This is a genomic window from Caulobacter sp. UNC358MFTsu5.1, from assembly GCF_000712075.1.
In the GTDB taxonomy this organism is placed as follows: Bacteria; Pseudomonadota; Alphaproteobacteria; order Caulobacterales; family Caulobacteraceae; genus Caulobacter.
In genome coordinates this window covers 238,246-260,082 of sequence record NZ_JONW01000007.1, presented here as the reverse complement: position 1 = coordinate 260,082, position 21,837 = coordinate 238,246, and the positions used below count along the sequence as shown (strand labels likewise).

Genomic DNA, 21,837 nt, shown 5'->3' with positions numbered 1-21,837 from the left:
CGGCGTCGGGGGGGATGACGCCGGGGCCTCGGGAGCGTGGACTAGAAGCGCTTGCGGATGCTGGCGTACCAGTACCGGGCGTAGGGCTGGTAGAGGCTGCCCATGTACCCGTTCGACGAGAGGGGGGGCTTCTCGTCGGTGATGTTCCGCACGCCCAGCTTGAGGCTGGTGTCGGACGCCCAGCCGTCCGTGAAATCGTACTGGGCGTACAGATTTCCGGTCAGCTGGGAGTCGACGGTCCAGGCCGCGCCCGCCGAGTCGAGCAGCGAGGTGTCCTGCACGTCGCTGGTGTATTGCGTGAAGGCGCCGACGGTGACCTGGTCGAGGCGCCAGGTCAGGGCGGCGGTCCACTTCAGCTCGGGCTTGCCGTTCTGCTTGAGCAGATCGCCGCCCCCGGTGATGGTCGTGCCGGCGTTGATCTTGCCGGCCGAGCGCGCGGCCAGCAGTTCGGCGATGGCCGGCGACGGCGACTGGTAGAACTTCAGCAGCTGGGCCGCGCCGATGTTCACGTCGAAGTCGCCGAACCGGGTGCCGTGCAGGCGCCACATCAGATTGTAGTCGATGCCGCGGGCTTCCTGCGGCAGCAGGTTCTCGTACTGGTCCTTGACGTACAGCACCGTGCCGACCGGCGTCAGGGTCGTGCCGTTGAAGGCGGCGATGTCGTCGGCGGTGGGGGCCGCGCGCACGACGTTCGGGTTCGAGCCGCCCGACATGCGCTCCAGGTAGTCCAGGATCAGGGCGTTGCCCTCGCCGAAGATGCCGACGATGCCCTTCTGCTTCACGCGCCAGTAATCGACGGTGAAGGTGAAGTGGCCGAACTGGTCGTCGATGAACTTCGGCTCGAACACCACGCCGAAGCCGGTCGAGGTCGAGGTTTCCGGCTTCAGGTCCGGATTGCCCGACCGCTGGGCGGCCGTGCTCTGGGTGCGGGTGCAGTTGCTGAAGCTGGAGATGCGGCCCGCCTGCAGGTCGGCCTCGCAGCGCACATAGTCGGTGCGGGTGTTCGAGCGGGTCACCACCGTGGCGTTGATCTGCTCGAGGTTGGGGGCCTTGAAGCCTTCCGACCACGAACCGCGCAGGCGCAGGCCGTCGACCAGGTCCCAGGCCACGGCGACCTTGGGCTTGGCCACGTCGCCGACGTCGCTGTAGTCCTCGTAGCGGCCAGCCAGTTGCATCTCGACATTGCGGACCAGCGGGATACCCATCTCCGGCGAGATCACCGGCACGGCCAGTTCGGCGTAGGCCGAGGCCACGGTGCGGTGGCCCTTGGTGTCGGGCGAGGTGCTGGTGCCGATCAGGTCGCTGTCATAGGTGACGCCAGTGACCGTGTTCTTGAACTTGATCGTGCCGTCCACGCGGGCGTCGCGATCGTCCTTCTGGGTCTCGCGGCGCGCCTCGATCCCGGCCGCCACGCCGACGTCGCCGGCCGGCAGGTGGAACAGGTCGGCCTTGGAGACCCGGAAGTCCCACGACGCCAGGGTGCTGGTGCTGTCGCGCGTGCTCTTGACCATGATGGCGTTGCGCGACGCGGCGTTGCTGGGCGTGCCGTCGCCGACGCTGGGATTGGCCAGGTTGCCGCCGTTGAACGGGTTGTAGGCGTCGGGCGTGGACAGGGCGAGCTGCTTCTGGAGCAGGGTCGCGCTGATGCCGTCGGAGGTGTCCTTCACCTCGGCCTGCGAATAGAGCAGCGCCGTGTCCCAATGCCAGCCGAACTTCTCGCCCTTGAAGCCGCCCAGGAAGCGGCTCTGGGTGTTCTTGACGTCGACCTTGGCCGGGCCGAGGTCGGCGAAGCTGTAGCTGGCCATCGTCACGTTCAGGCCGCCGGCCGGGGCGTTGATGCCCGGCAGACGGTTCGGGTTGGCCACGCCGTTGAAGGTGGTCGGGCCGAAGGGGTTCCAGTAGTTGGTGGTGGGAACCGTCACGACCTGGGCCGAGGTCATGTAGACAGGGCTCTGGAAGGCGTGGGTGGTGGCCGTGTAGTAGCCGACCTCGCCGTAGGCCCGGACGTTCTCGGTGATGTCGTAGTTGCCCGTCAGATAAATGTTCAGACGCTTCAGCTCGGGCATGATCGAGGTGCCCGCGCCCGCCTGCGGATCGTAGCGCAGGTTGCGGTCGTCGCCCGAGGTGGCCACCGTGCCGTCGTCGTAGCAGATGCCCGAGCCAGCGCTGGCCAGGCAGCCCGGATTGGTGGTCGGCTGGATGTGGAAGGCGCCGGCCGAGCTGGTGATGGCCGTGCCGTTCTGCGTCACGCGGGCCGCGGCGGTGAAGTTGCCCCAGGGCGTGGTCGTGGCGCGACCGTCCAGCGAGGCGGCGCCGTCGAAGCGGGTGCCCGCGAACAGCGGACGCTTGTCGGCCGAGGCGGTGAAGTCCTGGTCGCCCGACCGCAGGGCCGTGCGCTGGTTGTAGTTCAGGAACACGGTGACGTTGCCGCGCTCGAAGTTGTGGCCGGCCAGGACGTTCAGGCCGTACTCCTTTAGGTGCGTGCCCTCGGCCATGCCGTACTGGGCCTCGGCCTCGACGCCGCTGTAGTTGTCCTTCAGCACGGTGTTGACCACGCCGGCCACCGCGTCCGAGCCGTAGATGGCGCCGGCGCCGTCACGCAGCACTTCCAGGCGCGACAGGCCGGTGGTGGGGATGGCGTTGGTGTTGAAGGTGATCACCGGCACCAGGTTGGAGCCGTCGGCCTGGCTGGTCGGGTGCGCCACGACGCGGCGGCCGTTCAGCAGGACCAGGGTGTTGCCCGAACCCAGGTTGCGCAGGTTCACCGAACCGATGTCGCCCCGCGCCGAGTTGCTGCTATTGGGGATGTAGCTGGAGTTGTAGTTGACGTCGCCCATCTGGGGGATCGCCCGGAACAGGTCGTCGCCCGACGTCGCGCCGATCGCCTCGATCTGCTTGGCGTCGATCGAGGTCACGGGCAGGGCCGCGGTGACCTTCGAGCCCTCGATGCGGGTGCCGACGACGATGATCTCCTCGACCGCGGCGGCATCGTCCTGCGGCGTCGCCGTCTGGCGGGCCAGCGCCTGGCCGCTCCAGACCGAAGCGGTGAGCGCCGTCGTCACAAGCATGGCGGCGCGGATGGAAGTCCTGGTGTTCATTGCGATTTTATCCCCTCGACCGACGACCGTGCGCCCGGGTGCATTTCCGGGACCCCTGACGGCCGCAAAGTCAGACGTAAGCGGCGGAAGGTCCCTCACCCCCGCCCGACGTTTTTTCTTCACGGGGGCGAATTTTCCGGAGGACGGGGCGCCGGACGCCTAGGGTTTGGTCAGGACGATCTGGTCGGGCGAGCGCCGCGCGACACGGGCGACGCCGCTAGCCGCCAGGCCTTCGGCCAGGGCCTCGGGGTCGCCGGCCCGGAACACGCCGCTGATCGGCGTGCGGGCCAGGCCCGCGTCAGCCAGCACCAGCTTGCGGCTGGAATAGCGGTTCAGTTCGGCGGCCACCGCGCCCAGCTCGCTCTCGTCGAACACCAGGTCGCCCTTCAGCCAGCGGGCGGCCTGGGTCGTGTCGATCGCGCGCCGCGACCAGGCGCCCTGGCCGGGCGCGACCAGCCGCTCGCCCGGCGCCAGTATGGCCTGGCGGGCGTCCTGGCGGGCGGTCAGCTCGCGCACCGCCACCTTGCCCTGCAGCAGGGTCACCGTGACGGCCGAGGGCTCGAGATCGACGTCGAACACCGTGCCCAGCGCCGTGACGCTGCGCCCCTGGGCCGTGACCACGAAGGGGTGGGCCGCGTCGTGGGCGACCTGGAACTGGGCCCGCCCGCGCGAGAGGGTCACGCGACGCGTCTTGCCGTCGAAGGCGGCGGAGATCGCGGAATCGGCGTCGAGCATGACCACCGTGCCGTCGGCCAAGGCGACGCGGCGGACCTGGCCGACCGGCGTCGCATAGTCGATCGCGGCCACCTGCGCCTGCTCGGCCGGCGCGAGGCTGGCCGGCGCCAGGGCCCTCCAGGTGACGCCCAGCGCCACGGCGGCGGCCAGACCGGCGGCGATCGCGACCGGCGTCCAATAGCGCGGAGCGGCGGGCTTGCGCGCTTGGCGACGGGCCTGGGCCAGCGCCGGATGATCGGCCAGCTCGCCCACCAGCGCCCAGGCGCTCCGGGTTTCGTCCCAGGCCTTCCGGTGTTCCGGCGCCGCGTCGATCCAGGCGTCGAAGTCCTGCTGTTCGCGGGCGCTGACCCGCCCCGATCCCAGACGCGCGTGCCAGCCGGCGGCGGCGTCCAGCGCCTGCTCGTCAACCGTTCGCATCGTTCCGTCCTGGATCATCGTCGCTCCGCAGGCGCTCGGTCAGTCGCCGAACCACCTTCATGATGTGTTTCTCGACCGCGCTGACGGAAATCCCCATCACGCGGCTCGCCGCCGAATAGCTCATCTGCTCGAACCGGACGAGGATGAACGCCTGCCGGGACCGCTCGGGCATCGATTCCAGGACGCTCAGGGCCAGGGCCAGCTGTTGCTTCCCTTCCAAGACGCGATCCGGCGACAAAACCTCAACGGGGTGATGAAATTCCGTGAGTTCGGTGTGCTTGGAGCGCTGGCGGGACCGGTCGGCCCGCAGGGTGTCGTTCAGGACGCTGGACGCCACCTGGAAGAGGTAGCCCTCGATATTGTCGATGGGCTCCTTGCTCTGCCGCCGCTCGATGCGCAGCAGAACCTCCTGGACCAGGTCGTCGACGTCGCCGCCCATCCTCCGCATGAAATAGCCACGCAGCATCGGCGCGTACCGCCAGACCTCGGTCTGCGCCGGAGACGGCTCCCCTGCCCCGCTTATCGCCCGTTTCGCGAACACCCGCCCCGGTTCACCCCTGCCCCGCCTCGCGTCAAGTCGCGATCGCGCGTTTCGCCAGCACCTTTAGATTTTTGCCCAATGATCCGCGCTATGCATCATTGGCGCTCAATCTGAGTACACTGATATACCACGGCCATTCACATCTATCGTCAAATCAACTTAAGATATACTACTCAACAACCTCCCTTGACGCGCGCAATTCTTTTCCTCCTGGGCGCCCTCGCCGCGTCTTCGGCCCTTGCGCCCCAGCCCGCCGGAGCAGCGCCGGCCGGGCCCCGTCAGGCGTTCGCCATCCCGGCGTCCAGCCTGGCCGAGGCGATCAAGCGGGTGGCGCTGCAGAGCGGCAAGCAGGTTCTGTTCTCGGCGGCCGTCGTCGAGGACCGGCGCACGGCCGGCCTGAACGGGACCTTCACGATCGAGGAGGCGCTGGAGCGGCTGCTGCGCGGGTCCGACCTCGACTACCGCATCGTCGGCGAGCGGATGATCCTGATCACCGCCCGCGCGCCGCCCCCCGCGCCCCAGGTCGCGACGACCGAACGCCCGCGCCTGTCCGCCGGCGAGTCCAACCCCGTCGACACCGTGATCGTCACCGCCGTCTCCGACGAGGCCCCGCCCAATGTCGAGCGCCTGAGCGCCCGCGTCCTGGCCGGCGGCGGTGTCTTCGACCCGGGCGAGGTCGCCCGCCTGTCGCCCGCCCTCAACGCCCTGCCGTCCGGCGCCGGCCAGCTGAAGCTGGCCCTGCGGGGGGTCTACGGCGCGGGCGAGGCGACGACCCCGGTCTATTTCGGCGGCGCCCCGGTCTCGGGTCCGTCCGGCACCAACTCGGACCCGGGCCTGGTGACGCCGGACCTGGCCCTGGTGGACATCAACCACGTCGATGTCCTGCGCGGCCCCCAGGGCTTCGACCACGGCGCCGGGGCGATCGGCGGCGAACTGCGCATCGAACCCAACCCGGCCGTGCTGGGCCGCTACGCCGGGAGCGCCAACCTGCAGGCCCGCTTCGTCCGCGGCGGCGCGGCGGGCGGCATGATCGCGGTGGCCGAGAACCTGCCGGTCAGCGACGACCTGGCGGTCCGCCTGGTGGCCTACCGCCGGGACAACGGCGGCTATATCGACAACGTCCGCCTGGGCCGCGACGACACCAACGACGAGACGACCCAGGGTGTGCGCGTGGCCGTCAAGGCCCGGCTGTCGGACCGGCTCGAGGCGTCGGGCCTGGCCGTCTACCAGCAGCGCCGGATCGGCGACACCTCGGTCTGGAACGGCGCGCTGGGCCCCGGATTGTCCGACCGCTACAGCCTCAACAGCAGCGACCACGACCTGGGCCTGTCCAGCCTGACCCTGACGCTGCGCCTGCCCCACACCGTGCTCACCAGCACGACGGCCTATTACGGCTGGAACCTGGGCCGGCGGCTGGATTCCAGCCAGGTGGTCCTGGGCCTGGCCGACGACCCGGCCGGCTGCCAGCGCTACTTCGCGATCCAGGCCGATTGCGGGCCCGGGCAGCTCGACGCCTACGCCGCCTACGTCAACAGCCGCGCGCCCAGCGTGCTGGTCCAGGCCACCGAGATCCAGTCGCTGGTCCAGGAGCTGCGCGCCGACGGCGACCTGGGGTCGGGGCGCTGGACGGCCGGCCTGTTCTTCGAGCGCCGCCGCGAGCACACGCGCAGCGCCGCCCACGTCCTGGACGACCAGGGTCAGGTCGACGAGGCCGCCGGCTACACCGGCCTTCGGACCCTGGGGTCGCGCTTCAACCAGGCCGCCGTCTTCGCCCAGCTGGTCCAGCCGATCGGCGAGCGGCTGATCCTGACCGCCGGCGGCCGCTACGCCGCCACCCGGCGGGCGGCCTGGACCGACGTGCTGATCCCCAACATCATCAGCGGCTCGACCACTTCGATGCCCGAGCGCGCGGCCGACGGCGGCGAGTTCAACCTGCGGGTCCGCGCCGAATGGCGGCTGGACGACGACGGCGCCCTCTATCTCCAGGCCTCCCAAGGCGCGCGGCCCGGCGGCGTCAACACCACCCCCGACCCGGCCCAGGCGGTGCAGACCTTCGCCCCGGACCACCTGTGGAACTACGAGATCGGCGCCCGCCGCGCACTGCTGCGCAATGCCGTGGTCGTCGAGGCGGCGGCCTTCCACATCGACTTCCACGACATGCAGTTCGCCAACGCCACGCCCAAGGGCGCGTTCAGCTATGTGATGAACATCGGCTCCACGCGGATCCAGGGCCTGGAAGCGGCCCTCAAGGCCAACCTCAGTCGCGGCTTCACCCTGGAGTTCAACAGCGCCTTCACCGACGCCCGCCTGACCAGCGTCTCCGATCTGGCGCGGGCGGAGTTCCAGGCCGAGCCCGGCGACCGGGCGCCGAACATCCCGCGCTATCGGCACACCGCGACCCTGGCCTATCGCCACGCCCTGGGGCCCGACACCTCGGCCCTGCTCAGCTGGCAGAACGAGCGGCGCTCGGCTCTCACCTCGGCCTTCCGCCCCGACGACCCGGACTATCTGTACCTGCCCGCCGGCGCGCTCGACACCGTGACCCTGACGATCGACCACGGACCGACCAGCCTGGCGCTGGCCGTGCGCAACGTCTTCGACAAGGAGACGCCCGACCGGGCGATCTCCAGCGCCTTCGGCCGCGACCAGATCTACGGCGCGACGCCGCGCACCTTGACCCTCACCGTCCGTCGGTCGTGGTAGCCGCCGCAATTTTCCTCGAAGCGGCGAAAGAAAACCGAAAACACCCTGTAATCCTTGATATTTTCACCCCTCAGTTAAACAGGGCAAATCGGGCTGTTCAGCAGTGCTCGTTATCGCCGCCCGCCGTCGGATCGTAGCGTCGGCCTTCAACTCGAGGGCTTCCCCATGACGCAGAACCCCACCCGCCAACTGAAACTCGGCGCGATCCTGGCCGGGGTCGGCACCGACCACACCCGCTGGCGCGACCCGGCCCTGCCCGGCGACGCCAGCATCGACATCAACTGGTACATCGACAACGCGCGCCTGGCCGAGGCCGCCAAGTTCGACCTGGTGTTCATCGTCGACAGCCCGTTCATCACCCCCGACACCGCGCCCCACTTCCTCAACCGCCTCGAGCCCCTGACCCTGCTGTCGGCCGTCGCGGTCTCGACGTCGAAGATCGGCCTCGTCGGCACCCTGACCACCTCCTACTGGGAGCCCTACAACGTGGCCCGCCAGTTCGGTTCGCTTGACCACATCAGCAAGGGCCGCGCCGGCTGGAACGTGGTGACCACCGGCCTGGAGGGCGCCGCGCGCAACTACGGTCGCGATGAGCACTTCGAGCATGGCGAGCGCTACGAGCGGGCCGGCGAGTTCGTCGACGTCGTCCAGGGCCTGTGGGACAGCTACGAGGACGACGCCTTCCCGCGCGACAAGGCCGCGGGCGTCTTCCTGGACAAGACCAAGCAGCACGCGCTGAACCACAAGGGCAAGCACTTCTCGGTGGCCGGTCCGCTGGCCCTGTCGCGCTCGCCCCAGGGCCAGCCGGTGATCTTCCAGGCTGGGGTCAGCGGTCCGGGTCGCGATCTGGGCGCGCGCATCGCCGAAGGGGTCTTCGCCGGCGTCGACACCTTCGAGGACGCCGTGGAGTACTACGCCGACCTCAAGGCCCGCGCCGCGGCCCTGGGCCGCGATCCCGACCACATCAGCGTCCTGCCGGGCATCGCCCCGATCATCGCCGACACCGACGAGGAGGCCCAGGCCATCGCCGAGGCCAAGGCGGGAAGCCGCGAGATCGACAAGCTGCTGGTCGAGCTGGGCCGGGCCTTCGGCTACCACGACTTCAAGCAGTACCCACTGGACGGCCCGTTCCCGGACGTCAGCAAGCTCAGCCTCAACAGCTACAAGGGCCACGCCGAGCGCATCGTCCGGATCGCCCAGGCCGAGAACCTGACCGTGCGCCAGGCCGCCGAACGCTTCGGGCGCTGGAAGGCCAACTTCGTCGGCTCGCCCCAGACCGTCGCCGACGAGATCGAGCGCTGGTTCGTTGGCCGGGCCGTGGACGGCTTCATCCTGCACGTCACCGGTCCGGGCGACTTCGCCCTGTTCCGCGAGAAGGTCGTGCCCCTTCTGCAGGCCAAGGGCCTGTTCCGCACCGAGTACGAGCACGACACCCTGCGCGGACACCTGGGGCTTCCCGTGCCCGAGCATCGCTGGGCCGCTCAGAAGATCGCGGCGGAATGACCGATGGCCCGGGACCGGCGTGATCCGCCGTTCCTCATCGTACCGGGGTTGTTCAATTCCGGTCCGGACCACTGGCAGAGCCATTGGCAGCGCACGCTGCCGACCGCCGAGCGCGTGGAGCAGTCGGACTGGGAGCGGCCGACCCTGGGCGAGTGGACCGCCGGCCTGGCGGAGGCGGTGCGTCGCAACCCCGGCGCGGTGCTGATCGCCCACAGCCTCGGCTGCGCCGTGGTCGCCCACCTGGCGGCCATCAGCGCGGGCCGGGGCGTCGCCGGCGCCCTGCTGGTCGCGCCCGCCGACGTGAACCGGCACGGCCCGGTGGGCCCGCTCCTGCGGGGCTTCTCGCCGCTGCCGCGCCAGCGACTGCCCTTCCCGACCCTGGTCGTGGCCAGCCGCGACGATCCGTTTGTCGAGATCACCCAGGCGCGCGCCTTCGCCCGGGGATGGGGCGCGCGTTTCGTCGACCTCGGCAGGGCCGGCCACATCAACGTGGAGTCCGGGCACGGTCCCTGGCCCGCCGGGCTGGGCCTGCTGCGCGAACTGGTCGAGGAAACGGAGGCCGCCGCGTTCGTCCCGAGGCTGGATTAGGCGTCATATCCTATCTATTAGATGGGATATGGATTCTCCGCCCGTCGTCGCGGTGATCGGCGCCGGCTTCAGCGGCGTGATGACCGCCCTGCACCTGCTGCGCCAGTCCGACCGGGTGAAGGTGCCTCTGATCGAGCGGCGCAGCCCGATCGGCCTGGGCCCGGCCTACGCCACCGACGACCCGGCCCACCGGCTGAACGTGCGGGCCGGCAATATGAGCGCCTGGCCGGACCGGCCCGACGACTTCGCCCTGTGGCTGAAGGACCAGGCCCTGGACGTCGGCCCGGGCGGCTTCGCGACGCGCGGCGACTACGGCCGCTATCTGCAGCGGCAGCTGGCGTCCCTGGCCGGAGGGCCCGAGGCGGTGGGGCGCCTGCTGATCACGCCGGACGAAATCACGGCGATCGCGCCCGACGGCGACGGCTGGACCCTGACCTGCGGCATGGGCCGCCCCCTCGCCGCCGACGCCGTGGTCCTGGCCCTGGGCAATCCGCCGCCGCGCCCGCCCGACGCCGTCGGACCCGACCTGGAGGCGTCCGACGCCTATGTCGCCGATCCCTGGCGCTGGGATCCCGCCACCGCCCCGGCCGGACGGGGCCCGATCCTGCTGCTGGGCAGCGGCCTGACCATGATCGACGCGGCCCTGTCGCTGGACCGCCTGGCGCCGGGCCGCCCCCTGATCGCCCTGTCGCGCCGGGGCCTGACGCCGCGCGAGCACCTGGGCGAGCCGCCCTCGCCCCTGCCCGCCCCGCCCGACGCCTCGCTGTCGCCCGTCCAGGCCGTGGCCTGGCTACGGGCGGCGGCCGACCAGCACGGCTGGCGGACGGCGATCGACGCCCTGCGGCCGGCCTCCCAGGACCTGTGGCGCGGCTGGAGCCTGAAGCGGCGCGCCGCCTTCCTGCGCCACGCCCGCGCCTTCTGGGACGTGCACCGCCACCGCCTGTCGCCCCAGATCGCCGAACAGGTGGCGCGGATGCGGACGGACGGCCGGCTGCGCGTCCTGGCCGGCAAGCTGGAGCGGGTCGACGTCCTGGAAGGCGGCCGCGCCGGAGCGGTCTGGCGTCCGCGCGGCGAGACCGACGCCTGGCGGCTGGAGGCGGACCTGGTGGTCAACTGCACCGGCCCCTCGGCGGACGTCGAGCGGTCCACCGAGCCGCTGCTGGCCGCCCTAGCCGACCGCGGCCTGATCCGCGCCGATCCCCTGAGGCTGGGGCTGGACATCGACTCCGGCCATCGCGTGATCCACGCCGGAGGGCGCCCGCACGCGACCCTGTTCGCCGTGGGGCCGATCACGCGCGGCGCGCTGTGGGAGATCAACGCCGTGCCCGACATCCGCGTCCAGGCGGTCCAGGTCGCGGCGGCCGTGCTGGGCGCGCTGGAGCGCGCCTGACGAGGTCTCCGGCCCGCCCCCGGTCTATCAGAAACTCTGATATGACGCCTGAGGATAAGTCTATTGATTAGGTAGGATTTAAGCGTCCTTCTACGGGCAAAGGCGCGCGCGCCGTAACGGCTCATGTCTCATGCCCCTCGCGGTGATTTCTAGAAATTCTGAAGCGTCAGCCCTGCCCGATCTCGACGCGGTCTTGCCCGGTCTCACCGCCGCCTTCGCCGCGACGGCCGCGCGTCACGACCGCGAGGCCAGCTTCCCGACCGCCAATTTCGACGCCTTGCGCGAGGCGGGCCTGCTGGCCCTGACCGCGCCCCGACGCCTGGGCGGGCTGGAGGCCGACCTGCCCACCGCCCTGAAGGTGGTCTCCGCCGTCGCCCGGGGCGAACCGGCCACGGCGCTGGTGCTGGTCATGCAGTACCTGTTCCACGCCTCGGTCGAGGGTCGCTCGGGCTGGCCGGAGCATCTGAAGCAGCGGGTCATCGGCGAGGCGATCCGCGACGGGGCCCTGATCAACGCCCTGCGCGTCGAGCCCGACCTGGGCACCCCGGCCCGCGGCGGCCTGCCCGCCACCGTCGCCCGCCGCACGCCCGAGGGCTGGCGGATCAGCGGCCGCAAGATCTACTCCACCGGCTCGACCGCCCTGACCTGGTTCGTGGTCTGGGCCCGTTCGGACGACGACGAACCCCTGGTCGGCGGCTGGCTGGTCCGCGCCGACACCCCGGGCATCGTCATCGAGGAGACCTGGGATCACCTGGGCCTGCGGGCCAGCGCCAGCCACGACGTGGTCTTCGAGGATGTCCTGGTTCCGCTGGACCACGCACTGGACCCGCAACCCGCCGGCGCCCCGCCGCCGTATCCGGCCAGCTTCGCGGCCTGGTCGGCGGTGCTGACGGCGGCGATCTACGACGCCCAGGCCCGGGCCGCCCGCGACTGGCTGGTCGACTTCCTGGCCAACCGCAAACCGGCCAACCTGGGCGCGGCCCTCTCGACCCTGCCCCGCTTCCAGGAGGCGGTCGGCGACATCGACGGCCTGCTGCTCTCCAACGACGTGCTGCTGGCCGCGGCCGCGCGCGGCGAGGTCGGCGGGGTCGAGGCCAGCCTGGTCAAGCACCTGGTGACCGAGAACGCCATCAGCGTGGTCGAGAAGGCCCTGAAGCTGACCGGCAATCCGGGCCTGACCCGCCACAACGACCTGGAGCGCCATCATCGCGACGTGCTGTGCGGCCGGGTCCACACCCCGCAGTCGGACGTCGTGCTGACCAGCGCCGGCAAGGCCGCGTTCGCGGCGCGCGACGAGGCCTCCAGATGAGCCGCCTGATCGTCGCCAGCCAACTTCCGGACCTGTTCAACTCCGTCTTCGCCCAGCACGTCGGCGACGCCGAGATCGTGGCCGTGCCGCCGGGCCTGGCCGCGCCCCTGCCCGCCCAGGCCAAGGTCCTGGTCGCCGCCCCGTTCCGCAAGGCCGGCGGCGTGCTGCCGCCCGAGCCGCCCAAGGGCTGGCCGTACGACGTCCAGTGGGTGCAGCTGGTCTCGGTCGGCATCGACTTCTACCCCGACTGGCTGTTCGACGGCCCGGTGGTGACCTCGGCGCGCGGCTCGTCGGCCGTGGCCCTGGCCGAGTTCGCCCTGGCCGCGATCCTGGCCGACGCCAAGCGCCTGCCCGACATCTGGATCGACAAGGCCGCGCGCTGGGCGCCCCAGCCGCTGAAGCTGATCGCCGGGACCACCCTGGGCCTGGTCGGCTTCGGGGCGATCGGCGAGGCCCTGGCCCCGCGCGCCCAGGCCCTGGGCCTGAACGTCATCGCCACCCGCCGTTCGGACAAGCCGATCCCGACGCCGGGCGTCGAGCGCGTGGCCGACCTGAAGACGCTGTTCGCCCGCAGCGACCACGTCGTGCTGGCCGCCCCCGCCACGCCGGAGACCCAGCGCCTGATCGGCCGCGAGGTGCTGGCGGCCGCCAAGCCCGGCCTGCACCTGATCAACATCGCGCGCGGCGCCCTGATCGACGACGAGGCCCTGCTGGAGGCCCTGGACGACGGCCGCGTTTCCCGCGCCAGCCTGGACGTCACCCACCCCGAGCCGCTGACCGAGGGCCATCCGTTCTACAGCCACCCCAAGGTGCGCCTGTCGCCGCACACCTCGGTGCACACGCCCGACACCCGCATCAACCTGGCGACCCGTTTCGCCGAGAACCTCGCCCGTTTCCGGTCCGGCGCGCCCCTGGCCGACGTCGTCGACCTGTCGCGCGGCTACTGAAGGACATCGCCATGACCGCCATCAGCCACGCCCGGGCCTTCCAGAGCCAGGGGCCGCATCCCGCCAAGATCGAGACCGTGCTGCCGGAGTTCGGCTCCAAGGTCCTGCCCGTCCAGCCCACCCACGAGCAGGAGCGGCTCTATCGCAAGCAGCGCCTGGCGGCCTCGTACCGCCTGTTCGGCCGCTACGGCTTCGACATGGGCGGGGCCGGCCACATCACCGCCCGTGACCCGGAACTGACCGACCACTTCTGGGTCAATCCGTTCGGGGTCCACTTCTCGCGCATCAAGGTCTCGGACCTGATGCTGGTCAGCCATTCGGGCGAGATCGTCCAGCCGCCGGCCAGGGTCCCGGCCCGCCTGAACCGCGCCGCCTTCGCGATCCATTCCCAGCTGCACGAGGCCCGCCCCGACGTGGTGGCCGCCGCCCACTCGCATTCGCTGTACGGCAAGGCCTGGTCGGCCCTGGGCCGGCTGCTGGACCCGCTGACCCAGGACTCGGCCGCCTTCTACGAGGACCATGCCCTGTTCGAGGAGTTCTCCGGCGTGGTGCTCGACACCAGCGAGGGCCAGAAGATCGCCAAGACCCTGGGGTCGAAGAAGGCCGTCATCCTGCAGAACCACGGCATCCTGACCGTCGGCCAGTCGGTCGAGGCCGCCGTCTGGCGCTATCTAGCGCTGGAGAACGCCTGCCAGACCCAGCTGCTGGCCGAGGCCGCCGGCCCCACCAAGCCGATGCCGCCCGAGGTCGCGAAGCACACCGCCGGCCAGGTCGGCAGCGAGGCCGGCGGCTTCTGGGCCTTCCAGCCCTACTGGGACGTGGTCACCGAAGAAGAGCCGGACCTATTCGACTGATGATGCTCTCCCGTCGCCACCTCCTCGCCGGGGGCCTGTCGGTCGCCGGCCTCTCGGCCTTGGCCGCCTGCTCGCCCAAATCCTCCGCGCCCGGTTCGCTCGAGGACCTGACCCTGCGCGCGGCCACCTATCGCGGCAATCTGGACGCCTTCTTCCCGCAGGCCGGCGTCGCCGACACGCCCTACAAGGTCGCCAAGTCGGAGTTCGCCGGCGGCAACCTGATCGCCGAGGCCATCAACGCCGGCGCCCTGGACATCGGGGGCATGAGCGAGATCCCGCCGATCTTCGTCGCCGGGTCGCCGAGCAACCAGGTGCGTATCGTCGCCGTGCTGCAGGGCGACGTGAACAACCAGGTCGTGCTGGTGCCCAAGGACAGCAAGGCCCAGGCCTTCGCCGACCTGAAGGGCAAGCGGATCGGCTATGTGAAGGCGACCACCTCGCACTACATCCTGCTGCGCCTGCTGGACGAGGCGGGCCTGGCCTGGAGCGACATCAAGCCCGTCGCCCTGTCGCCGCAGGACGGGCTGGCGGCCTTCTCCAGCGGAGCGATCGACGCCTGGGTGATCTACGGCGTGGTCGTGCAGCAGGCGCGAGCGGCCGGAGCGCGGGTGCTGCGCACGGCCCTGGGCATCCTGTCGGGCAACTACCTGGTCGCCGCCGCCAAGTCGGCGCTGGACGATCCGCTCAGGCGCCAGGCCCTGGGCGACTATCTGGGGCGCTACGCCAAGGTGGCGCAGTGGGCCAACGCCGACGACGCGCGCTGGGCCCAGGCCCGCAGCGTCGCCACCAACGTGCCCGCGGCGCTGTATCTGCGCGAGTTCAGGGAACGCAGCGCCCCGACCCGGCTGCTGCGGATCAGCGACGCGGCCATCGCCTCGCAGCAGGGCGTCGCCGACGCCTTCGCGACCGCCGGCCTGATCCCCGGAAAGGTCGACGTGCGCCCCCTGTGGGACGACCGCCTGAGCGGCGCCTTGCCCGACAAGTGACGGTGCTCATTGAATATATTTAAGTTCACGATATGAGCTGACCTTAAAGTCTATAGATTTTATATGGTTTGAGGCGCAACCTATATTCGATGCTTATCCCTCGGAACAAGAACGGGGATAATCATGTCGTCACGATATGCTGCATTGTACTGGGTCGCGGGAGCCTCCGCCCTGGCGCTGGCCGTCGCGGCCCAAGCCGCGACGCCGACGGCGCCGGCCGCCGCCGAGGTCGACGCCACGGCGGCTCCGGCGGTCGAGCAGGTGATCGTCACCGCCGAACGCCGGGCCACCGACCTGCAGAAGACCGCCATCGCCATCTCGGCCTTCAACCAGCAGGTCCTGGCCGACCGCAAGGTGGACAACATCCGCGACCTGGCGGGCCAGATTCCGAACCTGACCATCAGCCGCGTCACCATCAGCCACACCACCCAGACCTACGCGCTGCGCGGCGTAGGCGAGAGCGATCCGATCCAGGAGCCGGTGCTGGCCGTCTATGTTGACGACGTCTACATCCCGCGCCAGATCGGCTCGATGGTCGAGTTCAACGACCTGGAGCGGGTCGAGGTGCTGCGCGGCCCGCAGGGCACGCTGTACGGCCGCAACTCCAGCGCCGGCGCCCTGCGCATCATCACCCGCGACCCGGGCGACGCCCTGCGCGCCAAGGCCGAGGTGGGCCTGGGCAACTACGGCGCGGTCGACGTGCGCGGCCTGATCGAAGGGCCGCTGGTCGAGGGCAAGCTGGCCGGCAGCCTGTCGTACATCCACCACAGCCGCGACGGCGTCACCTTCGACCCGACGCTGAACCACGACGTCAACCGCATCGACCTGGACGCCTATCGCGGCAAGCTGCGCTGGACGCCGACCGATCGCTGGGACGTGCTGTTCACCCTGAACGCCCTGAAGGACCGCAGCGACACCCGCAGCTACGTGCCGGTCAACCAGCCCAACGGCGCGCACCGCATCGACCGCTCCTATTCCGAGGTCGAGCCGACCCAGGACCTGGACCAGATCAGCGGCGCCCTGCGCATCCAGTACGACGTGAACGACAATCTGAAACTGAAGTCGGTGACCTCGTACGGCGGCTTCAACCTCAATCCCGTCAACTACGACAACGACGGCGAGGCGGCGCTGATCCAGAAGAACCTGATCCACTACAACGACCAGTACGCCACCCAGGAAATCCAGCTGAACGGCGACTACGGCAAGCTGACCTTCACCAGCGGCCTGTTCTACCTGCACGAAAGGTTCTTCGTTCAGCGCGACGGCTACAGCCGCCGCAACGCCCTGCCGACCGACCCGGTGGTCACCCCCGGCAACTACGGCTTCGCCCGCGCCCACAACATCACCAACACCGACGCCTACGCGGTGTTCGGCGAGGCCAGCTACGCGGTCAGCGACCGCCTGACCCTCACGGGCGGCCTGCGCTGGACCAACGAGGAGAAGGAATTCACCTTCGACAACAAGGTCCTGAACCTGCAGGGCCAGGTGGTGGGCCAGTCGATCGCCGGCCAGGCCGACAAGATCTTCTCGGCCGTCACGCCCAAGCTGTCGGCCCAGTTCCAGTGGACCCCGGACGTCCTGCAGTACCTGACCTGGTCGAAGGGCTTCAAATCGGGCGGCTTCGACAACCGCGCCACGCGGCTGGACCTGGCCACCCGCCCCTTCGCGCCGGAAGAGGTCGACACCTACGAGACCGGCCTGAAGACCGAGGTGCTGGACCACCGCGCGCGGCTGAACCTGGCGGTGTTCTACAACGACTACCAGGACCTGCAGGTCAGCTACAGCGACCCGGCCTATCCGGGCAATTCGATCCGGGGCAACGCCGGCAAGGCCCACACCTACGGCGTGGAGCTGGAGGCCGACGTGCGGGCCACCTCGCGCCTGAGCCTCCAGGCCTCGGCGGGCTACCTGTTCGCGGTCTACGACACCTACAAGAACGCCGGCGGGATCGGGGTGAACGCAGACGGCCACCGGCTGCTGAACTCGCCGCGCTGGAGCCTCTCGGGCGCCCTGACCTACGACGTGCCGATCGAGATCCCCGGCGCGCTCCGCGTCGGCCTGAACGCCCAGTTCCAGACCAAGACCTATTTCAACGCCCTGCAGCGCCCGCAGGACGAGGCCCCGGCCCAGACCTTCCTGAACGGGGTGGTCACCTGGCAGACCCCGGACCCGCGCTGGAGCGTGGTGCTGTCGGGCCGCAACCTGCTGGATTCCGACGAGCCGGTCAGCGTCACCTACACGCCGGCCACCGGGGTCTACTACAAGAACTATCCCGATCCCCGGACCTGGCTGGTCACGCTGAAATACGCCCTGTGATCCAACGCCACCCTAGCCAGGGCCTTCCCCGACGAGGGCCTTGGCGTAGTGGTGGCGCTCGAGGATGGGCCGGCAGAACCGCAAGGTTCCGTCGATCACCGCGGGCTCGGTCAGGATGGCCTTGAACCAGGCGTTGGCCTCGGCCGCGGTCGCGTGGATCAGCGTGATGCGGTAGCTGTGCTTGCCGGTGACGGCGGCGGCGAGGGAGACGTGCGGGTCGCCGGCCAGCCTGTCCTCCAGCCGCCGCAGGTCGCCGGCGCTGGCCAGCCGGGTCCGCAGGTCGACGATGCCGTGGCAGGCCGCTTCAGGCAGGCGGACGCGGTCCACCAGCCTGAGCATGCCGTTCTGCCGCAGGCGCGTGAGCATGCGGAAGGCGGTCGTCGGCGAGACGTTGAACAGCCGCGCCATCTCCATGGTCGTCGGCAGGGGCATGCCCTCGAGCCGCGCCATGATCTGGAGGTCCGCCTCCAGGCCGTCCCGCACGGGGGCGGCGCTTCGCGAAGATTGCAGCGGTCCGGGTCTGATCTGGTTCACGGAGGCCTCGCCTGGTCTTCAGACGGACACCCCTCGCCCTTCCGCGACCGGACGACCTAAGCCCAGACGCGCACCGACGGCAATCGAAATTTTCTGATCAGAGAATTATATCTCCGATAGAGAATCTTGCCCGCGTCACGGCCGGGCGGCCTTCGGCGTGAACAGCAGGTCCTGGTAGTCCCAGCTGAAGTCGGCGATCGGCGAGACCGGCTTCATCGTCACGCGCTCGACCGCGCCGTCGGCGTCCAGGCCGAAGGTGACATAGGCCGGCTCCAGCGCCTTGTCGTCGAAGCGCGTGATGAAGGTGTCGTACTGCCAGTGCTCCAGCTTGCCGGCCATGCGCGGGGTCGACTTGAAGTCGATGCGCAGGCCGTCCGGCCCTTGCGTCACCGCGATGTCGCCGTACCAAGGATCGGCGTAGGTCCCGGCATATTTCGCGGTCGGCAGGGAGGGCCCCACGCCCGCCGGCTTGGCCTGGACGCCGTCCAGGCTCTTCAGCGCCCCGGCGACCAGCTGCTTCTTGTAGGCGATGTAGCGGTCGGTCCACGGCTCGGGCTTCAGGTCCAGATAGTGGTCCAGCAGCTCGTTCATCAGGCCGCGCGGCAGCTCGCCGTCCTCGCTGTTCAGCTCGATCGAGAAGCCGACGTTGCGGCTGGGGATCAGCACCACCACGGTCTTGAAGCCGAACACCGCGCCGCTGTGCCAGACGATCTGCGTCCCGCGATAGTCCTGGAGCTCCCAGCCCAGGGCGTAGAGCGAATAGGTCGGCTTGGTGACCTCCATGCCCGGCGGGACCTTGTCGAGCGGCTGGATCACCTCCGGCCGCCACATGGCCTCGTGCTGGGCCTCGCTGAACAGGCGCTTGCCGTCGGGCAGCGCGCCGTGGGCCAGTTGCAGCTTCAGCCATTTGGCCATGTCGTTGGCGCTGACGGCCATGCCGCCGGCGGGCGCGGCGGCGGTGGACAGCTCGTCGCGCTCGTCGAGCACCTCCTGCGTCCCCGCCCCGCGCAGGCCGCCGTCCATGCGGGCGTGCGGTTGGGCGCGGTTGGCGATCTGGAAGCGACGTCCGTCGGTGGTCGCGCCGGTCATGCCCGCCGCGACCAGTACGTGCTCGCGCGTGTAGTCCTCCCAGGTCTGGCCGCTGACCGCCTCGATCAGCTGGCCGGCCACCATGTAGAGGACGTTGTCGTAGGCGTAGCCGCTGCGGAAGCTGGTGGCGGGCTTGAGATAGCGCAGGCGGCGCACGGCCTCGGCGCGCGGGATGTTGCTGCGCGGCACGAACAGCAGGTCGCCCTGCCCCAGGCCCAGGCCGCTGCGGTGGACCAGCAGGTCGCGCACGGTCATCTCGCGCGTCACCCACGGATCGTACATCTGGAAGCCCGGCAGGCGGTCGGCGACCTTGTCGTCCCACGACAGCTTGCCGGCGTCGACCAGGGTGGCCAGGGCGGCGGTCGTGAAGGCCTTGCCGGTCGAGCCGGTCATGAACAGGGTGTCGGCGTCGACCTTCTCGGGCGCGCCCAGCCGGCGCACGCCCCAACCCTTGGCCAGCACGGTCTGGCCTTCATCGACGATGGCGATCGACAGGCCCGGCGCGCCGACCTTCTGGCGCAGCTGCTCGACATGGGCGTCGAAGCCCTTGGGCGGCTGGAAGACGGGACCGGCGGCGGCCCCAACAGCAGCAAGCGGCGCGGCCTGCAGGGCGGCGGCGAGGATGAGGCTGATCATGGGACCTCCGGAAGCAGGGCGGGACGTCGTCGGACGAGTTGGAGCAGGCCCACCGTCGCCAGCGGCACGACGTAGAGGGCGATCAGGGCGTAGGCCAGCAGGCGATATCCGCCGGCGATCAGGCCGACCAGCCCGACCCGCTCGGCCAGCACCATGCAGAAGACCAGCAGGCCGAGGGCGCACAGGGCGCGGGCGCGAACGCCGAACGTCCGCCCCAGCCGGGCCTGGACGGCGCCGGCGACGCGCTCGTTGATGGCGTGGACCGCCCCCGTGCCGCTCTCCAGCAGGGCCGCGAAGACCATCAGCTGGAACAGCAGGCGGAACACCGGCAGGTCCAGCTTGGCCAGCAGCACGTCGGACGGCAGAGCCGCCCCGCCGACCTCCGGTGCGTAGGCGCACATGCAGACGAAGAAGACAATGGCCGGGATCATGGCCAGCGGCCCGGCGACCAGGCCGGCGACGACGGCGTCGCGGTCGCTGAGCAGGTGCCGCGTCATCGGCAGGACGATGACCGCCCCGATGATGTTGTAGCCGGCGTAGGTGGCGCCGCCGACCAGGGCGTCGCCCCCGACCCGGACCGGGACGGCGAAGGCGGCGGCGATGTCGTGGCCGAAGGTCGTCAGGGCCAGCACCAGGAAGACGCCGTAGACGCCGTACAGCAGGATCGAGACCCAGGCGAACAGCTGCTCGACCACCCGGGTGCCGAACGCGGCGAACAGGGTGACCCCCGCCAGCAGGGCCAGCATGCCGGCCCACCGGGGCGCGTCGAACACCGCGTGGCCGATCTCGCCCGCCGCCGCGCCGAACACCGCCAGGACCAGCACGACGAACAGGGCGTAGGCCAGCTCGAAGGCGACCCAGCCGCGCCCCAGCAGGGCCTTGAAGAAGGTGCGGTAGTCCCGCGCCCCGCTGGCCCGTGCGAACAGGAAGGTCAGGACGCACATGCCGCTCCAGACCAGCGTCGCCAGGGCCAGGCCGGCCAGGCCGCCCCAGGGACCGGCCGGCAGGAAGAACTCGGCGATCTCGCGTCCGGTCGCATAGCCGCCGCCGATGACGGCGGCCTTGAACGCCAGGCCGGGCAGCAGCCAGCGGCTGAACCAGCCGGACGCCTTGCCGGTCATGCCAGGCCCCTCATGCGAGACAGGCGTCCAGCAGCCGCTCGAACGCCGGTCCGCCCCGCAGGGGGTCGGCGGCCGGCAGGCCCAGCCGCGCGGCCGTCGCCTCGATCTCGGCCCGGGCCGCCTCGGGCGACAGCTTGCCGGTGTTGAGGCTGATCCCCGCGCAACGGATGTTCGGACTGGTCACCCTCCCCAGGGCCACGGTCGCGGCGATCACCGCCTCGATCGACGGGACGGCGTGGCCGGGATGGCCGAGGATCTCGGTGCGGCCCGGCTCGTGGCAGACCACGAAGACGTCCGGCTGGCTGCCCTGCAGCAGGCCCACCGACACCGCGCCATAGGCCGGATGCAGCAGCGAGCCCTGCCCCTCGATGACGTCGATGTGGCTCGGCGCGGCGGCGGGAGTGAGCATCTCGGCCGCGCCGGCGATGAAGTCGGAGACCACCGCGTCGATCGGCAGGCCGGCGCCGGCGATCATGATCCCCGTCTGGCCCGTGGCGCGGAAGTCGACGTCCAGCCCCCTGCCCTTCAGCCCCCGCGTGATCGCCAGGGCCGCGTACTTCTTGCCCAGGGCGCAGTCTGTGCCGACGGTCAGGATACGGCGTCCGGCCCGGGGCTTGCCGGTTCCGACCGGGATCCCCGGCGGCGGCGTGCGCACGTCGATCAGCCGCCGACCCGCCCGCGCGGCGGCGGCCTTGAGCTCGGGAATGTCCGACAGGCGCGCGTGCATGCCCGAAACGAGGTCCAGCCCCGCCTCCAGCGCCTCGACGAGACCGGCGACCCAAGCCGGCGGGATGACCCCGCCGACATTGGCCACGCCGATCACCAGGCCCCGCGCGCCCTCGGCCGCGGCCTGGGCGGGGGTCAGGGCCGGAAGGCCGGTGCTGACCCCCGCCCCGGGCAGGGCGAACTCGCCGACGCATCGCTCGGCGACCCAGTCGCGCAGGCCGAACGCGGTCTTGGCGTAGCCCGGCTCGACCGTGTCGCCGAGGAACAGCAGGTAGGGCGACGGCAGGCCGCCCGCCTCTTCCGGCGCCTCGTCACGCGGAACTCTGGCGATGGCGCTCATCCGA

General features: G+C 70.6%; 16 protein-coding genes. 9 read left to right on the top strand and 7 right to left on the bottom strand.

Going from position 1 to position 21,837, the window contains the following annotated elements:
* Positions 1-41 precede the first annotated feature (41 nt).
* The 3 genes from BR39_RS0113805 to BR39_RS0113795 all read right to left on the bottom strand — a co-directional run bounded on the left by BR39_RS0113805 (position 42) and on the right by BR39_RS0113795 (position 4,716).
* Positions 42-3,098: a TonB-dependent siderophore receptor gene (locus BR39_RS0113805; protein WP_029912848.1), complete on the bottom strand. Its 3,057-nt coding sequence runs from the start codon at positions 3,096-3,098 to the stop codon at positions 42-44.
* A 159-nt stretch (positions 3,099-3,257) separates the two neighbouring features.
* Positions 3,258-4,250, bottom strand: coding sequence for a FecR domain-containing protein (locus tag BR39_RS25345; protein WP_051695663.1), 993 nt, complete (start codon positions 4,248-4,250; stop codon positions 3,258-3,260).
* On the bottom strand, positions 4,237-4,716 hold the full coding sequence (locus BR39_RS0113795; RefSeq protein WP_081916823.1) for an RNA polymerase sigma factor: 480 nt from the start codon (positions 4,714-4,716) through the stop codon (positions 4,237-4,239). Before BR39_RS0113795 ends, BR39_RS25345 begins: the two co-directional genes overlap by 14 nt.
* Before the next feature lie 261 nt (positions 4,717-4,977).
* Here BR39_RS0113795 and BR39_RS0113790 point away from each other — a divergent pair, with 261 nt between their 5' ends.
* From BR39_RS0113790 to BR39_RS0113750, 9 genes are all read left to right on the top strand, one after another.
* Positions 4,978-7,494, top strand: a complete 2,517-nt coding sequence (locus tag BR39_RS0113790) for a TonB-dependent receptor (protein WP_081916778.1) — start codon at positions 4,978-4,980, stop codon at positions 7,492-7,494.
* A 165-nt stretch (positions 7,495-7,659) separates the two neighbouring features.
* Positions 7,660-8,997 carry an LLM class flavin-dependent oxidoreductase gene (locus BR39_RS0113785; RefSeq protein WP_029912835.1) on the top strand — a complete coding sequence of 446 codons (1,338 nt, stop codon included), beginning with the start codon at positions 7,660-7,662 and terminating at the stop codon, positions 8,995-8,997.
* Between the two features lie 3 nt (positions 8,998-9,000).
* Positions 9,001-9,585 carry an alpha/beta hydrolase gene (locus BR39_RS0113780; protein ID WP_029912832.1) on the top strand — a complete coding sequence of 195 codons (585 nt, stop codon included), beginning with the start codon at positions 9,001-9,003 and terminating at the stop codon, positions 9,583-9,585.
* 28 nt (positions 9,586-9,613) lie between these two features.
* Complete coding sequence (locus BR39_RS0113775; RefSeq protein ID WP_029912829.1) at positions 9,614-10,975, top strand: FAD/NAD(P)-binding protein; 1,362 nt, start codon at positions 9,614-9,616, stop codon at positions 10,973-10,975.
* Positions 10,976-11,168: 193 nt separating this feature from the next.
* On the top strand, positions 11,169-12,284 hold the full coding sequence (locus BR39_RS0113770; protein ID WP_231499465.1) for an acyl-CoA dehydrogenase family protein: 1,116 nt from the start codon (positions 11,169-11,171) through the stop codon (positions 12,282-12,284).
* Positions 12,281-13,231: a D-isomer specific 2-hydroxyacid dehydrogenase family protein gene (locus BR39_RS0113765; RefSeq protein WP_029912823.1), complete on the top strand. Its 951-nt coding sequence runs from the start codon at positions 12,281-12,283 to the stop codon at positions 13,229-13,231. Before BR39_RS0113770 ends, BR39_RS0113765 begins: the two co-directional genes overlap by 4 nt.
* A gap of 11 nt (positions 13,232-13,242) precedes the next feature.
* Complete coding sequence (locus BR39_RS0113760; protein ID WP_029912820.1) at positions 13,243-14,085, top strand: class II aldolase/adducin family protein; 843 nt, start codon at positions 13,243-13,245, stop codon at positions 14,083-14,085.
* Positions 14,085-15,071 (top strand): ABC transporter substrate-binding protein, encoded by a 987-nt coding sequence (locus BR39_RS0113755; protein WP_029912817.1) that lies wholly within the window; start codon positions 14,085-14,087, stop codon positions 15,069-15,071. Before BR39_RS0113760 ends, BR39_RS0113755 begins: the two co-directional genes overlap by 1 nt.
* A gap of 123 nt (positions 15,072-15,194) precedes the next feature.
* Positions 15,195-17,387: a TonB-dependent receptor gene (locus tag BR39_RS0113750; RefSeq protein WP_029912814.1), complete on the top strand. Its 2,193-nt coding sequence runs from the start codon at positions 15,195-15,197 to the stop codon at positions 17,385-17,387.
* 12 nt (positions 17,388-17,399) lie between these two features.
* Here the strand turns inward: BR39_RS0113750 and BR39_RS0113745 are convergent, their stop codons facing one another.
* The 4 genes from BR39_RS0113745 to BR39_RS0113730 form a co-directional block, all read right to left on the bottom strand.
* Positions 17,400-17,921 carry a hypothetical protein gene (locus BR39_RS0113745; RefSeq protein ID WP_156035768.1) on the bottom strand — a complete coding sequence of 174 codons (522 nt, stop codon included), beginning with the start codon at positions 17,919-17,921 and terminating at the stop codon, positions 17,400-17,402.
* A gap of 135 nt (positions 17,922-18,056) precedes the next feature.
* Positions 18,057-19,646 (bottom strand): serine hydrolase, encoded by a 1,590-nt coding sequence (locus BR39_RS0113740; protein ID WP_029912809.1) that lies wholly within the window; start codon positions 19,644-19,646, stop codon positions 18,057-18,059.
* Complete coding sequence (locus BR39_RS0113735; RefSeq protein WP_029912806.1) at positions 19,643-20,767, bottom strand: membrane protein; 1,125 nt, start codon at positions 20,765-20,767, stop codon at positions 19,643-19,645. Before BR39_RS0113735 ends, BR39_RS0113740 begins: the two co-directional genes overlap by 4 nt.
* A 10-nt stretch (positions 20,768-20,777) precedes the next feature.
* Positions 20,778-21,833: a DUF1611 domain-containing protein gene (locus BR39_RS0113730; protein WP_029912804.1), complete on the bottom strand. Its 1,056-nt coding sequence runs from the start codon at positions 21,831-21,833 to the stop codon at positions 20,778-20,780.
* Positions 21,834-21,837: the final 4 nt, after the last annotated feature.

What these genes read in the sequence shown, in the direction of transcription:
- BR39_RS0113805 (WP_029912848.1), bottom strand. Translation starts at nt 3,098, where the DNA reads ATGAACACCAGGACTTCCATCCGCGCCGCCATGCTTGTGACGACGGCG.
- BR39_RS25345 (WP_051695663.1), bottom strand. Translation starts at nt 4,250, where the DNA reads ATGCGAACGGTTGACGAGCAGGCGCTGGACGCCGCCGCCGGCTGGCAC.
- BR39_RS0113795 (WP_081916823.1), bottom strand. Translation starts at nt 4,716, where the DNA reads ATGCTGCGTGGCTATTTCATGCGGAGGATGGGCGGCGACGTCGACGAC.
- BR39_RS0113785 (WP_029912835.1), top strand. Translation starts at nt 7,660, where the DNA reads ATGACGCAGAACCCCACCCGCCAACTGAAACTCGGCGCGATCCTGGCC.
- BR39_RS0113780 (WP_029912832.1), top strand. Translation starts at nt 9,001, where the DNA reads ATGGCCCGGGACCGGCGTGATCCGCCGTTCCTCATCGTACCGGGGTTG.
- BR39_RS0113775 (WP_029912829.1), top strand. Translation starts at nt 9,614, where the DNA reads ATGGATTCTCCGCCCGTCGTCGCGGTGATCGGCGCCGGCTTCAGCGGC.
- BR39_RS0113765 (WP_029912823.1), top strand. Translation starts at nt 12,281, where the DNA reads ATGAGCCGCCTGATCGTCGCCAGCCAACTTCCGGACCTGTTCAACTCC.
- BR39_RS0113760 (WP_029912820.1), top strand. Translation starts at nt 13,243, where the DNA reads ATGACCGCCATCAGCCACGCCCGGGCCTTCCAGAGCCAGGGGCCGCAT.
- BR39_RS0113755 (WP_029912817.1), top strand. Translation starts at nt 14,085, where the DNA reads ATGATGCTCTCCCGTCGCCACCTCCTCGCCGGGGGCCTGTCGGTCGCC.
- BR39_RS0113750 (WP_029912814.1), top strand. Translation starts at nt 15,195, where the DNA reads ATGTCGTCACGATATGCTGCATTGTACTGGGTCGCGGGAGCCTCCGCC.
- BR39_RS0113740 (WP_029912809.1), bottom strand. Translation starts at nt 19,646, where the DNA reads ATGATCAGCCTCATCCTCGCCGCCGCCCTGCAGGCCGCGCCGCTTGCT.
- BR39_RS0113735 (WP_029912806.1), bottom strand. Translation starts at nt 20,767, where the DNA reads ATGACCGGCAAGGCGTCCGGCTGGTTCAGCCGCTGGCTGCTGCCCGGC.
- BR39_RS0113730 (WP_029912804.1), bottom strand. Translation starts at nt 21,833, where the DNA reads ATGAGCGCCATCGCCAGAGTTCCGCGTGACGAGGCGCCGGAAGAGGCG.